Source organism: Mediterraneibacter hominis (assembly GCF_014287475.1).
Lineage (GTDB): Bacteria > Bacillota > Clostridia > Lachnospirales > Lachnospiraceae > Mediterraneibacter > Mediterraneibacter hominis.
In genome coordinates this window covers 1,756,289-1,770,487 of sequence record NZ_JACOPF010000001.1, presented here as the reverse complement: position 1 = coordinate 1,770,487, position 14,199 = coordinate 1,756,289, and the positions used below count along the sequence as shown (strand labels likewise).

General features: G+C 43.7%; 12 protein-coding genes and 1 pseudogene. 10 read left to right on the top strand and 3 right to left on the bottom strand.

The annotated features are described in order from the left end of the window. The first annotated feature begins 1 nt into the window (after position 1). Positions 2 to 1,033, top strand: a complete 1,032-nt coding sequence (locus H8S37_RS08650) for a hydroxyacid dehydrogenase (protein ID WP_186875573.1) — start codon at positions 2 to 4, stop codon at positions 1,031 to 1,033. An 84-nt stretch (positions 1,034 to 1,117) separates the two neighbouring features. Next, complete coding sequence (locus H8S37_RS08645) at positions 1,118 to 2,395, top strand: SLC13 family permease (protein ID WP_186875572.1); 1,278 nt, start codon at positions 1,118 to 1,120, stop codon at positions 2,393 to 2,395. 39 nt (positions 2,396 to 2,434) lie between these two features. Here H8S37_RS08645 and H8S37_RS08640 read toward each other — a convergent pair whose 3' ends face one another. After that, the gene (locus H8S37_RS08640; protein WP_186875571.1) at positions 2,435 to 3,388 is read right to left on the bottom strand and encodes a LysR family transcriptional regulator; all 954 of its coding nucleotides are present in this window, start codon (positions 3,386 to 3,388) and stop codon (positions 2,435 to 2,437) included. A gap of 205 nt (positions 3,389 to 3,593) precedes the next feature. Here H8S37_RS08640 and H8S37_RS08635 point away from each other — a divergent pair, with 205 nt between their 5' ends. The 4 genes and pseudogenes from H8S37_RS08635 to H8S37_RS08625 all read left to right on the top strand — a co-directional run bounded on the left by H8S37_RS08635 (position 3,594) and on the right by H8S37_RS08625 (position 6,895). Continuing rightward, positions 3,594 to 4,073 (top strand): flavodoxin, encoded by a 480-nt coding sequence (locus tag H8S37_RS08635; protein ID WP_186875570.1) that lies wholly within the window; start codon positions 3,594 to 3,596, stop codon positions 4,071 to 4,073. Next, a pseudogene (locus H8S37_RS17630) lies at positions 4,066 to 4,242 on the top strand (carboxymuconolactone decarboxylase family protein); the annotation flags it as partial. The gene H8S37_RS08635 and the pseudogene H8S37_RS17630, both read left to right, overlap by 8 nt. Positions 4,243 to 4,343: 101 nt before the next feature. After that, positions 4,344 to 5,654 (top strand): putative ABC transporter permease, encoded by a 1,311-nt coding sequence (locus H8S37_RS08630; RefSeq protein ID WP_186875569.1) that lies wholly within the window; start codon positions 4,344 to 4,346, stop codon positions 5,652 to 5,654. Between the two features lie 32 nt (positions 5,655 to 5,686). Then, positions 5,687 to 6,895 (top strand): M20 metallopeptidase family protein, encoded by a 1,209-nt coding sequence (locus H8S37_RS08625; RefSeq protein WP_243207094.1) that lies wholly within the window; start codon positions 5,687 to 5,689, stop codon positions 6,893 to 6,895. 31 nt (positions 6,896 to 6,926) lie between these two features. On the opposite strand, the gene H8S37_RS08620 is transcribed toward H8S37_RS08625, so the two are convergent. Further along, on the bottom strand, positions 6,927 to 8,270 hold the full coding sequence (locus H8S37_RS08620; RefSeq protein WP_186875568.1) for an MATE family efflux transporter: 1,344 nt from the start codon (positions 8,268 to 8,270) through the stop codon (positions 6,927 to 6,929). Positions 8,271 to 8,393: 123 nt separating this feature from the next. Next, positions 8,394 to 9,131 carry an ATP-binding protein gene (locus H8S37_RS08615; protein ID WP_186875567.1) on the bottom strand — a complete coding sequence of 246 codons (738 nt, stop codon included), beginning with the start codon at positions 9,129 to 9,131 and terminating at the stop codon, positions 8,394 to 8,396. A gap of 100 nt (positions 9,132 to 9,231) precedes the next feature. On the opposite strand from H8S37_RS08615, the gene H8S37_RS08610 reads away from it, so the two are divergent. The 4 genes from H8S37_RS08610 (at position 9,232) to H8S37_RS08595 (ending at position 14,192) form a co-directional block, all read left to right on the top strand. After that, positions 9,232 to 9,894 carry a Crp/Fnr family transcriptional regulator gene (locus H8S37_RS08610; protein ID WP_186875566.1) on the top strand — a complete coding sequence of 221 codons (663 nt, stop codon included), beginning with the start codon at positions 9,232 to 9,234 and terminating at the stop codon, positions 9,892 to 9,894. 119 nt (positions 9,895 to 10,013) lie between these two features. After that, complete coding sequence (locus H8S37_RS08605; protein WP_186875565.1) at positions 10,014 to 10,736, top strand: LytR/AlgR family response regulator transcription factor; 723 nt, start codon at positions 10,014 to 10,016, stop codon at positions 10,734 to 10,736. Next, positions 10,717 to 12,033 carry an ATP-binding protein gene (locus H8S37_RS08600; protein ID WP_186875564.1) on the top strand — a complete coding sequence of 439 codons (1,317 nt, stop codon included), beginning with the start codon at positions 10,717 to 10,719 and terminating at the stop codon, positions 12,031 to 12,033. Before H8S37_RS08605 ends, H8S37_RS08600 begins: the two co-directional genes overlap by 20 nt. A 224-nt stretch (positions 12,034 to 12,257) precedes the next feature. Beyond that, positions 12,258 to 14,192 (top strand): glycoside hydrolase family 2 protein, encoded by a 1,935-nt coding sequence (locus H8S37_RS08595; protein WP_186875563.1) that lies wholly within the window; start codon positions 12,258 to 12,260, stop codon positions 14,190 to 14,192. Positions 14,193 to 14,199: the final 7 nt, after the last annotated feature.

Sequence of the window (14,199 nt, the reverse complement as noted above, 5' to 3'; positions counted from 1 at the left end):
TATGGGTTGGAAAATTTTATTGCCCCAGGAATTAAAGCCGGACGCACGTAAATTATTAGAGGAAAACGGACATACGCTGATTGACGGAAGAGGATTTGAAACAGAGGATGTTATTGCGGACATGAAGGAACATCAGCCAGACGCAATTATTGTGCGTATTACAAAAATGCCGCGCGCGGTATTTGAAGCGGCGGCACCAAATCTGAAAGTGCTGGTACGGCACGGAGCTGGATATGACGCGGTAGATCTAAAGGCAGCGAAAGAGTTTCATGTAAAATGTCTGTATGCCCCGGTCGCAAACAGCACGTCCGTGGCAGAGACAGCCTTGATGCATATGTTGTATATGAGCAGGAATGTAACAAGACTGCGTAAAATGCTGACAGTAGATTTTTATGATGCAAAGCTAAAAACACATATGACTACATTGAATGGAAAAACCGTTGGTATCATAGGATGCGGAAATATCGGAAGCCGTACAGCGAAGAGATGTCTGGCGATGGAAATGAATGTGTTATGCTATGATCCATACAAACCGGCAGCGGACTTTCCGGATGGGGTAGAAGTTGTGCGGGATTTGGAACGCATTTTCAGAGAAAGCGACTTTGTATCTTTACACGCGCCGAATACAAGTGTTACCAGAAATATGGTGAATAAAGAGACATTGGCTATGATGAAACCGACTGCATTCCTTATTAATACGGCGAGAGGAGCTCTGGTCAATGAGGCGGATCTGTATGAGGCGTGTAAAGAACATGTGATAGCAGGCGCCGGACTGGATGCCATAGCACATGAACCGATTTTGCCGGATATGCCGCTGGCGTCACTGGATAATGTACTGATAACACCCCATGTGGGAGGAAATACGATAGAAGCTGCAATGAGAGCATCCTATATGTCGGCATTGGGAATTGTAGAGATGTATAAAGGAGAAGAACCAACCTGGCCGATACCGGATATTGACTATGAGACAGCAGAGCAGTATACAGATATTAAGAAACCAGACAGAAAACCGGCGGGAATGTATGACTATTAAATAAAAATATCTTAGCATCGGTCTGAAGGGAATAATATACCCTTGCATATCGGTGCTAAAGGCATTTTATACTAGGAGGAAAATGTGGGCGAAGTACAGATTACGTTAATAATAGGCGCTGTCATGCTGATCAGCTATATATGGGCAAAAATTCCGTATGGAATGACAGCGGTTTTTAGCTGTCTGGCTCTGGAAATGACAGGAGTCCTGTCCGCAAAGGAGGCGTGGGAAGGTTTTGGAGATTCTACGGTTTTCTTGTTTGCTTCCATTTTTATACTTGGGGCAGGATTATTGAAGACAAGTTTTATTGCCGGACTTCAGAAAGTAATTTACCGTTTTGGGAATAGCGAGGGAACGCTTAGGTGGTTCTGCATGGGAGTAGCCGCAGTATTAGCTATGCTGACCAGTGCAACGGCAGCAGGGGCTACTATGCTCCCAATGCTCTCTGTTTTATGCCGGAACGGAAAATATAAAAAAAGCAGGCTGTTAAAACCAGTCATAGACGCAGGCTGTATGGGCTTTGCCATTATGCCGTTTGGGATGGGGGCAGCATTCATGGAACAGGGAAATTCCTATCTTAAAGCATTGGATTCTTCTGTCAGGCTAAGTACATTCGATTCTGCTGTGGCAAGGCTTCCTGTATTGATAATTACGATTTTATTTATGGGCTTTGTCGGATACCGTTTGCTTCCAGATAGGGAAGCAGGCTGCGAAGAAACTGAAAAGGAAATTAAGACAGCGGATACAGAACTTTTGCCGCGCCAGAATAAATGGGGGATAGGCATATTTTTTGGAAGTATACTGGCAATGATTATAAGCGCCCTGGTGGGGATTCCATCACACTATGCGCCCATGGCAGGAGCATTGCTTATGGTTATGAGCGGAGTTTTAAAAGGAAAAGAAGCCTTTCATGCCATTGACCTGAATACAGTCTGTATATTTGCGGGGAGTCTTGGGTTTGCAGCGGCACTGACAAAAACAGGGATTGCGGGATGGATAGCAAATAAATTAATTGAAGCTGCAAATTATAATGTAAACGAATATGCCATGGTAGCGCTTTTCTTATTGGTGCCTTTTATCATGACTCAGTTTATGGGAAACATACCTGTAATCAATCTGACAATGCCGATAGCGGCAACTGTAGCAGTGACAACAGGCATGAACCCCACAAGTATTATGATTGCAACGATAGCAGGGGCGACGCTTTCTGTGGCGACTCCGATGGCGGCGGGAGTACAGGCATTGATTATGAGTCCCGGAGGGTACCGCTTTGGAGATTATGTGAAAAATGGTATGCCGACAGCGGTTATATTTATTGTCTCATATATTTTGTGGGCGCCTCTGGCATTTCCTTTATATTAAGTCGATGTACAGGGAGTGTTTTACCCCTGTACATCGACGCTAAAGATCCATATGTGATTCTTCAAAATTATAAAAAAAAGTTTTTAAGCGATCTATAAAGTCTAAAGCATAGCTTGGAAGAAAGCGATCTTTATGATACACAATTCCCAGAGGATTCATAACAAATGCATTGTTTAATAATACAGGAAAAAAACAGGCGTTTGGATGGTCTCTTTTTAATGACGGTACACGCATACCTGTACAGAAAAAAGCACCCAGATTATATGGGAATAAGGACAGCATAAGTTCGATGGTTTCAGCCTCCAAAATATTTTTTGGCTTATAGCCGGCTTCGTTAAAGCATTGATCTACCAGCTTACGGAGCCGGTAATTTGATTTCAGGCGTATGAATGGAAGTTCTTTAAAACGTTCTAATGTAGTCCCGGAAGCAGACTCTTCTATAATCCGCTCCGTATCCTGACCAAAATATTTTTCTAATAATTCTCTGGTGACAGTAAGAAAAACCTTGTCATTCATCAGAGGAATTATTCTAAATAAAGCATCCTCTTCTTTTTTTATCCCTACAAAGAAATCTAAATCACCGGACATCAGAAGCTGTTCCATTTTAATAGATTTTTCCATTGTTATCTGTACACGGATATTCGGCCAGTCCTTCAAGTAGTCAGGAAGGATAAGCGGAAGCCAATATTGACCGCGATACTGGCTGGCGCCGATTGACAGAGAACCTATATGATTCTGGAGCATATCATTGATTCGTTTTGTGACATTGTCTTCTTCTGCAAGAATTTTCAGACAGGATTCATATAGTACTTCTCCGGCAGGGGTTAGTTTTAACTTGGGCTTTCGATAAAAAAGAGGTGTATTATAGGAATCTTCTAATTTTTTAATATGCTGGCTTAAATTCTGCTGAGAGATATAAAGCTCCTGGGCAGTTTTTGTAAAATGCAGATTACGTGCTAAAGCAGTAAAATATCGAATGGTTGTTAAATCCATAGTAAACTCCTTATGGCTGTCTTAGTTAAAAGAAGCATGGAAAGATGTTTTTTAAGGGAACTTCTTTTATTGTACTCTAACAAGATATATTTGTCTATGAATGAGAGAACACTGGAAATTGCAGGAAGTAAAAAGATCAGTCTTGACTTAGAGTTTGCTCCAAGTGCTACAGTAAATATATAAAATAGAAACGGAGGTTATGACTATGAGTAAAAGACTGGTGACGTATTTTTCGGCAAGCGGTGTTACAGCAAGAGCAACGGAGACTTTGGCAGAAGCGGCGGAGGCTGACATATATGAGATCAAACCGGAGGTTCCTTATTCTGCTGCGGATTTAAACTGGATGGATAAAAGGAGCAGAAGCTCTGTGGAGATGAATAACCCTGAGTCACGTCCGGCGATTGCAGGGCGCACTGCCCATATAGAAGAGTATGATGTGATTTTCCTGGGTTTCCCTATCTGGTGGTACACGGCGCCCACGATCATAAAAACATTTTTGGAAAGTTATGATTTCACAGGTAAAAGGATCATTTTATTTGCAACGTCAGGCGGCAGCGGACTGGGAGATACAGCGGAGACATTAAAAAAGGTATGTCCGGGAGCGGACATAAAAAATGGGAAGTTGTTAAATGGAAGACAGGGCAAGGAGAGCTTGAAAAAATGGGCGGACAGCATGTCTGTATAAGCAGAGGGGCTGTGAACCGCAGCTTATTTCTCACGCATTAGGCAATGTGAAGATAGGAAATGATAAAGTATTTTTGATTCAAATTATTTCCCAGTGTCTGCCTTATATCGGATACCCCAGGAGCTTAAATGTCCTTCGTTGTGTAAACGAAGCAGAGAAGCAGTTATGACAGAGTATGTGCATTAGCTGATACCTGTCTTTCGACAAAAAATTTCCTTTTTCTGCATAAGTGTGATAAGATACCCTCATATGACAGAAAGGAAATGAAAAATGCAGTATACATTTTATGAGTTAGTCTGGCTGTACTATATCTATTCGTTTATTGGCTGGGTGGCAGAGGCAGGGGCAGCCGCCTGCAAAAGACATACCTTTGTCAACCGCGGGTTTGTAAATGGACCGCTTTGTCCTATCTATGGGGCTGGTGCGGTGGCAGTGGCGGTTTTTCTTCCAGAGCTTAAGCATCGGATTGCTTTTTTATTTCTGGGAGGCATGATTATTACTACATTTATTGAATATCTGACCGGCCGCCTGATGGAAAAGCTTTTTCAGAGAAAATGGTGGGACTATTCGAAAGAACGGTTTCAGCTAGACGGATATATTTGTCTGAAAAATTCAGTATTGTGGGGCATTTGTTCCGTTGCTATGATCTGCTTTTTTAATCCACTGTTTTGTGAAGGGATTCTGTGGTTTCCCCAGTGGATAGGAGAAATTGTGCTGTGGGTATTGTCAGGGCTTCTCATAGTGGATTATATTGGTTCCGCACTTGCAGTTCTTGGGCTGAAGAAAAAAGGCGGGCGAATCGAACAGATTACAAAAGAGCTCAGAAGAACATCCAGAATATTGGAAAATGCTCTGACCCGTCAGATTCAGAAACGTATGGTAAAGGCATTTCCTAATATCGGACAGGAAAAAAGCATCGAGCAGGAAAAGTGTGCGCCCAGGGTATTTGCGGAGGGGTGTGGATTCTATAAGCTGGCCTCTTTATTTTTTATCGGAGCGTTTCTAGGAGATATTGTGGAGACAGTTTTCTGTCTGCTTACGACAGGGAGGCTGATGAGCAGAAGCAGTGTCGTGTACGGGCCGTTTAGTCTTGTATGGGGAATTGCGTGTGCGGTGCTGACCTGGATTCTCTACAGGTACAGAGAGAAAAGTGACCGGTATATATTCTTATGCGGTACGTTTTTAGGAGGCGCATATGAGTATATATGCAGTGTTTTTACAGAGCTGGCGTTTGGCACTGTGTTCTGGGATTACAGTAAAATACCGTTTAACCTGGGAGGAAGAATCAATCTGCTGTACTGCTTTTTCTGGGGAATTGCAGCAGTTGTGTGGATGAAGGGCATCTATCCCAAGCTATCGCAGTGGATAGAAAAACTTCCTGTAAAGCTGGGAAAACTTCTTTGTATTTGTATGCTTGTATTTATGTCTGTAAATGTGGTTGTATCGGCTCTGGCGCTGAACCGATACACAGAGCGTCAGGCGGGAAAGGAAGCGGAAACGGCAGTAAGTGTATTTTTGGATGAACATTTCCCAGATGCACGGATGGAACATATTTATCCGAATATTATTCTGACGCAATAAGCCGCAGTTGGTGTTATAATAGGAAGGAAATAATGAAGAAAGAAGGAAGATATATGTGTAGTGATTATATGAACCAGGCAGCCAAAATGGAAGGAGAATTGAAAAATTGGAGGCGGACTCTTCATCAGATGCCAGAGCTGGGACTTTCACTAAGTAATACCAGTGCTTATATTGCGAAAGAGCTTGACAAAATGGGAATTGCATATAGGATACTGGATAAAGGTGCGGGAATTTTAGGAGAGATTGGAGGCAATGGTGCAACGATTCTGCTTAGAAGCGATATGGACGGACTGCCGATTCGTGAGGAAAGCGGCGAGGAGTTTGCGTCTGTAAATGGAAATATGCATGCCTGTGGGCATGATATGCATGCGGCGATTCTGCTTGGGGCGGCAAAAATGTTGAAGGAGCAGGAAGCGTCCCTGCAAGGGAAGGTACTGCTTTTATTCCAGAGTGGAGAAGAACCATTAGAAGGGGCGATAGAAGCTGTAAAGCAGGGCGTGGTTGATTCTGTACAGGCAGCATTTGCCATGCATGTGGCGTCCCAGCTTCCCACCGGTGTGCTGATATACGGTGAACATCCAATGTCCTCCTCTACAAATTTTGAAATTACATTTCAGGGGAAAGGCGGCCATGGCTCTATGCCGGAATATTGTATTGACCCGATTCATGCCGGTGTACACGCATATCTGGCATTTGAAGAGCTGATTGCCCGCGAATGTGCAGGGAGTGACGAGGTAGTCCTTACAATCGGAAGCTTCCAGGCAGGCAGCGCGCCTAATATTATACCAGACAAAGCGGTGATGCAGGGGACGCTTCGGACATTTGACAGAGAGAAAAAAGAATATATATTGGGGCGTATACATGAAATGTTAGATGGAATTGACAAAATGTGCAGAGTCAGCCATACATTTCGTATATTAAGTTCGGTAGATGATGTAGTGTGTGATAAGGAGCTTAACGGACAATGTGCGGCAAGTATACGTAAGCTTTCAGACAAGCTGGTGATAAAGGAACTGTTCCATGTAATGGGTTCAGAAGATTTTGCGGCAATTTCGCAGAAGGTCCCGTCTAGTTATTTCGGACTGGGCGCGGCAGTGGATGTACCTGAAAAATGTTATGGACAGCATAATCCAAGGGTACGGTTTAATGAGGCTTGTCTTCCTGTGGGTGCGGCGGCCTATGCACAGGTTGCGGCAGACTATCTGGAAAGAGAGAGCCAGGCGGGAGAGAAAAAGGCATAGAACATCTCTGTGATTTATGACAGTTTATATTTTATTTTCCGTTCTCATGCAGCTTCTCCCATTTTCCTGTCCGGTACCGGAAATAGGAAATCAGATAATTTGCAAGCCACCCGAGAGGAACCGCCGTCCAGACCATCGCGATTCCAAACCGGGGAGCCATGCTGGCTGCAAAAAGCACACGGATGCTTAAATTTACAAGGTTTGCTATGGTGAACATTTTCATATCTGAGGCGCCGCGAAGAACGCCGTCGGTGATCATTTTCAGCCCAATCAAGGCATAGAACCATCCCATAAAGCGGGTACAGCCCACCCCGGTGGAGAGGGCAAGCTGCGTCCCTTCCTCTCCGAGAAACATAAGAATAAGCGGTCGGCCCGCAAGCTCCAGAAGCAGACAGAGCACGACGGCGATCACTGCGACAATCCGATACCCGGTGTGGTAGCCCTTTCTTACACGGATATATTCTCCGGCGCCGATATTCTGGGCAGTATAAGAAGAGATTGCATTGCCGATAGCTGACATAGGGACAACACAAATGCTCTCAATACGCATGGCGGCAGAATATCCGGCAAGCATCTGCGCTCCGAAGCTATTTACGACAGACTGGACGAGCATCATTCCGATGGATACGGTGGATTGTTGTAGGATGGAAGGCAGGGCGATCCGGGTCATAGAGACAAACGCAGAGGCGGAGAACCAGGAAGTCTTTTCACTCTGATATGCGCGCAGTTCTTTTAAGAAAATAAAGAAGGAAAGACCTGCCGAGATTCCCTGTGCAATAAACGTCGCCCATGCGACTCCGGCAACGCCAAGATGCAGAACATATACGAAATAAATATCCAGAAGGATATTGAATAAGGACGAGAAGATAAGCAGATACAGGGGAATCCGGGAACGTCCTAATGCGTTGAACATAGAGGAGAAAACATTGTACATGAAAAGGAAAGGAAGCCCCAGAAAATAGATCCGCAGATATTCTGCTGCCTGCTCCAGAATATCTGCGGGTGTATTTAACAATTTCATGATCGATTCTCCTGCGGCGAATCCGAAAATACCGAGCAGAATACTTAGGGCAAGAAAGGAAACAAGTGCAGTGTGAATAGTGAGGCGCATTTTTGCGTACTCTCTTGCTCCAAATGCCTGCGAAACAATGACCGAGGCGCCGATTCCGCCTCCGATAGCAATAGAAATAAATACGGTGGTAAGGGAGTAAGAGGCGCCTACCGCGGCAAGCGCGCGCTCACTGACGAAACGTCCAACGACAACAGAATCTGCCATAGTGTAAAACTGCTGGAATAGATTTCCGATCATCATAGGCAGAGAAAAGATAAGCAGGGCTTTCATGGGACGCTCGTGAATTAAATACTCTTTCTCCATATTTTTCCACCTTTCTAAAATATACCCTAAAGGGCACACCGTAATACATTCCCTACGGGAAGGCAGGCTTCGCCTGACAAGGGAAAGCTTTTCGTGTAAATTTACTTATAGTATATGCAGCTTTTAGCGCAGGATGTGTCCGTCTGTTGTGATTGTGACAGTCCGCTGAGGAAGAAGCTTGCCGCTGTTTTGCAATGCGTTTCGAACGGCAGCCTCGATACCGCCGCAGCATGGCACTTCCATGCGCACGACTGTAACATCTCGGATAGAATTCTGACGGAGAATTTCAGTAAGCTTCTCTGTATAGTCTACTGCGTCCAGCTTTGGGCATCCGATCAGTGTGATTCGTCCGCTTATAAAATCCTGATGAAACGAAGCGTATGCATATGCCGTACAGTCTGCCGCGATCAGCAGAGATGCATTTTCAAAATACGGCGCTGTAATAGGAGCTAATTTTATCTGGACAGGCCACTGTATAAGCTGCGAAGAAGTGTGTAAAGCAGAAGGGACACATTCGGCTGTGTCCGGGACTGGCTGTAAAGCCTCTTTAGAAGCAGAGCGCAGGAGACGCGCGCGGCTTCCCGGACAGCCGGAGGCGGAAGGCTGCAAGTCTGGAGTAAGTTTCTTCTTCATATTCGCCTCTACTGCCTCTTTATCGTAAGCCGCAGCCTCGCGTTCTACAAAGGTAATTGCTTTTGTGGGACAGGCGGGCAGACAGTCGCCAAGACCGTCGCAATAGTCATCCCGAAGAAGCTTTGCTTTTCCATTTACCATGCCGATGGCCCCTTCGTGGCAAGCTTTGGCGCACAGTCCGCAGCCGTTACATTTTTCTTCGTCAATCTGAATAATTTTTCTTATCATATATCCGTTCCTTTCTATTGTATCATTTGCTTTTACACGGACAGTATACTATACTTTTTAACATAAAAATGTTGTTTTGGCAACGAAAGGAAATGATTTTATGGAAATAGGGGCTCTGTCAAATACGGTTTTGTTCCAGAAGATGAATAAGAATGATATAGAAGAACTTCTGCAATATTTAAGTGTAAAAGAAAAGATATACCAGAAAGGAGAAGTCATCTGTCATATGGGTGACAGTGTACAGAGTATAGGAATCGTGGTGTCAGGAAGTGTGAATATTGCCAAAGGGGACGCGTGGGGGAATGAGACGCTGCTGGCGCATGTTGAATGTGGACAGGTGTTCGCGGAGACGTACGCCTGTGTCCAAACAGAACCAATGATGGTAGAGGTAGTTGCGGCGCAGGAAACGAAAATCATATTTCTGCATATAGGGAATCTGCTGCAGAGGAAGCTTCCGGCATGCGGGTGCTATGAGCAGTTCTTGAAGAATCTAATCCAGGTTATGGCTTCTAAAAATCTGCATCTCTCGAGCAAGATGAGTCATGTTACTCCAAAGACCATTCGAGAAAGGCTGCTCTCCTACCTGTCTTATGAGGCAGTGAAGCACAGGAGCAGGGAATTTGATATTCCGTTTAACCGGCAGCAGATGGCAGATTATCTTCTGGTGGAAAGAAGTGCGTTGTCTAAGGAGCTGTCTAAGATGCAGAGAGAGGGTATGCTCACATACAGAAAGAATCACTTTCGCTTATATGAAAAACCGTAATGATTGTACCAATGCGGCTTTTCAATTAATAAAAAAATATGATAAAATAAAGTATTACCAAAGGCGGCAGTCTTTGAAGAATTGTAGAATAGTATTGAAGAAAAAGTGGGGAAAACCGCATGTATCATATTGCGATTGTAGAGGATGAGAGAACATTTTCAGAACAGCTGCAGGAGTTCTTAAAAGAATACCAGGAAGAGAAGAATATAAAGTTTAAAATTTCTGTATTTGAAGACGGGGCAGAGATTTTAGAGGAATATAAGCAGATCTATGATATTATTCTGCTGGATATCGAGATGCCGGAAATAAATGGGATGGAGACGGCAAGACGTATTCGAAAGACGGATGCAGAAGCTGTTCTGATGTTTATTACAAACATGGCATCCTACGCAATACACGGGTATGAGGTAGGAGCTTTGGATTTCATTATGAAGCCTCTGACATATTATACATTTTCAGTGAAGCTGACGCGGGCGCTAAGGAGGGTGAAGAAGAAAGAACAAAAAGAGATTCTTCTTACACTGCCGGATGGTGCGAAAAAGATAGAAATCCAGCAGCTTTATTATGTGGAAGTGCAGAACAGGATCCTGCATTATCATACAGATACAGGGGTCTATCGGATAAGGGGGACAATGCAGAGCGTGGAACAAAGGCTTGCACCATATCCGTTTGTAAAGTGCAACCACTGGTACATAGTGAATTTGATGCATGTGTCAGAAGTAAGAGGCAACATTGCAGTTGTCGGCGGAAATGAGCTGGAGATCAGCAGACGGAATAAGACGCCGTTTTTGAAAGCGCTGACAGAATATGTGGGAGGGGCGTATGATAGATACAGTAAATAGCTGGATTTGTGAAATTGCCCTGCTGACAAGCGGATTTATCTATATACGCACGATTGAAAAAAGAGAAAAATTCCGTAGGGCGGCTTTGCTGGATGCAGCGATATTTTTAATTCTGGCAGGGATTTTGATTTATATTGTAAAAACGGAGATATCCTTTGGCAATCTGTTTATGCGGATGTTAGAATTTCTGGTGATCGTGCATTTTATGTGTGTTGCCAGGAAATTGTCTGTAAAGGCGGGAATCTATTATGCGATATGGGCGTTTATGTCCTGGCAGATTTTATATGAAATCTGGTTTATGATAGAAGTGTCAAGAGAATACTTTTTTAAAGAAAATTTTATAGTCAGTGTATGGATAGAATGTATGGTTTTTCTGGCAGGCTATCTGATCGCGGCATTTACTATCGCAAAGTGGATGCCGGAGAAGGGACGCAAGAAAATCGGCCCAAGACAGCTAAGTGCCGCCTGCCTTACATTCTGTGTATTTGAATGTATCGCGTTCGCGCAGCAAAACAGAGCGCTTACGGAGAACGTAGAGAGATGGTCTATACTGCATGTTTCGCAGGTTTTACTGGCAGTTGTATTATATTTGCAGAATGAACTATTTAAAAAGAGTGAAATGAGGCAGGAATTAGACATGCTGAATTTTCTGTGGAAGAAAGAGCAGGAACAATATCTTCTTTCGAAAGAAAACATTGCTCTGATTAATCAGAAATGCCACGATTTGAAGCATCAGATACGGGCGATCCGGCAGTTAAAGCAAGAGGATATGGAGCAGTATTTAAAGGAGATGGAGGAGTCTATACAGATTTATGAAGCGATTGTAAAGACAGGCAATGAAGTATTAGATACGATCCTGACAGAAAAAAGCCTGTACTGTAGACGACATGGCGTTACAATATCCTGTGTGGCGGACGGAACCCTTCTTGATTTTATCCAGACAGTAGATCTGTATGCAATTCTGGGAAATGCGGTGGACAATGCAGTGGAAGCGGTAGAGAAATTCCAGGAGAAAGAAAAACGGCAGATTGATATTTTAATATACAAAGAAAAGAAATTTCTGGTGATCAATGTCGTGAATCCAATAAAAGAGAATCTGGTCTATGAGGAGGAAGGAACATTCCCGATCACAACAAAGAAGGATAAGCATTATCACGGTTTTGGACTTCGCAGTATCGAGCATATGGCAAAGAAATATGGTGGATGTGTGAATATCCATGAGGAGGACGGATGCTTTTCTCTTACGATTCTGATACCGCTTCCAGAAGAAAGAGAACCACATAGGTCACATTTTTGACCAGTTAGGTAAAATAAATTGTAATAAAAGAGAGAACTTTGTAAAGTATGTAATATAGAAGTACAAAGTTCTTTTTTTTTGTATAATAGGAAATTTCAATAAATTTCCTATTATACAAAAAGCCCTTCGGGCGGTATGCACACTGCGCGTAAGAGGGAACTGGCTGAAAACAGCATCTTCAAGTCCAAAAGGAAAACAGAGGATTTGAAGAAGAAAGGAGGAGAATGAGAAGGACGGTAAATCTGATGAAGGACTGGAACTTCATCAATCAGAATGGCAAGAAACGCTTGGTAGACTTGCCGCATACATGGAATGACACCGACGGACAGGACGGCGGGAACGACTATTTCAGAGGAACCTGTATATATGAAAAGCAGATAGAAAGGCCCAAAACTGCAGCAAAAGAAAGGATATATCTGCAATTTCATGGAGTGAATTCCAGTGCAAAGATTATCTTAAACGATGAGGTGATCGGAACTCACGAGAATGGGTATTCTACCTTTCGCTTTGACGTGACGGACAAGCTTGGAGAAGTCAATCAATTAAGAGTGGAGGCGGATAACGGTGTAAACGATAAAATTTATCCGCAAGTGGCAGACTTTACATTCTATGGAGGCATCTATAGAGATGTGGAATTCTTGATTGTATCAGAGAAGCATTTTGCTCTGGACTATCATGGCGGCTGCGGAGTGAAGGCGACGCCGGATGTAAAAGATAAAAAAGGGATTCTGCATGTCCAGTCGTATATAAATGAAAAGGCAGAAAAGGAAGACTGTTCTGTACTGCTGGAATTACAGGACAGTGCCGGAAATACAGTGGCAGAAGCGGCTGGGACGGACGTGACAATGGAAGTAATGGACGTCCATCTCTGGCAAGGGGTGAAAGATCCTTATCTTTATAAATTAAAAGCGCGCCTTATGCAGACAGGGGAGATACTGGATGAAATAGAAATAAACTGTGGATTTAGAACCTTTTATGTAGATCCGGATAAAGGATTTTTCCTAAACGGGAAATCTTTTCCTCTGCGCGGTGTATCCAGACACCAGGATCGCAGAGGAATCGGCAATGCTATCTCACAGGAACAAATGGAAGAGGATATGGAGATGATACGGGAGATTGGAGCGAATACGATCCGGCTCGCCCACTATCAGCATGATGCATATTTCTATGATTTGTGTGACCGTTACGGCATGATTGTCTGGGCGGAAATTCCATATATTTCTGTGCATATGCCAAACGGGAGAGAGAATACGTTTCTACAGATGACTGAGCTGATTGTACAAAATTATAATCATCCCTGTATTGCAGCATGGGGACTGTCCAATGAGATTACTATTTCTGGAAATTCCAGGAAAAATAAAAAGGATATGCTGGATAACCACAGAAAGCTGCAGGAATATGTCAAGAAGATGGATCCGACAAGAGTGACTACACTTGCCTGTTATGCAGTCTGTCATCCGTTTCATCCGGTATCTAAGATCACAGACGTTGTGGCGTGGAATCTGTATCTAGGCTGGTATGTGCCGGGGCTGTTTTTAAATGACTGGTTTATGAAATTTTATCACTGGAAGTATCCAAAGCGGTGTCTTGGATACTCTGAGTACGGTGCGGAGGGGATGCCAAACCTGCACAGCGCCAAACCAAAGCGCGGGGATCACTCGGAAGAGTATCAGGCGAAATACCATGAATATATGCTGGAATGCTTTGAAAGACATCCATTTTTGTGGTCGACCTATGTGTGGAACATGTTTGATTTCGCGGCGGATGCCAGAGATCAGGGCGGCGAGCCGGGCATGAACCACAAAGGGCTTGTGACATTTGACCGGAAGATAAAAAAGGACAGCTTTTATATATATAAGGCATGGTGGAGCAAGGAACCGTTTGTACATCTCTGTGGGAAACGTTATGAATACCGCGCAGAGAAAACAACGAAAGTTACAGTATATTCCAACCAAAAAGAGGTTACTTTATATCAGAATGGAAAGCGGATTGCCACCAAGCAGGGGCGGCATGTATTTCGTTTCCAGGTAGAGTTAGAAGAGGAGAATTATCTGGAAGCGATTGCCGGAGAGTGGAAAGACAGTGCAGTGATTTACAGGACATCAAATCCGCGTCCGGAGTATAAGGTGAAGAAAGGAAAGAGCCAGAACTGGGTATAAGAAGGAG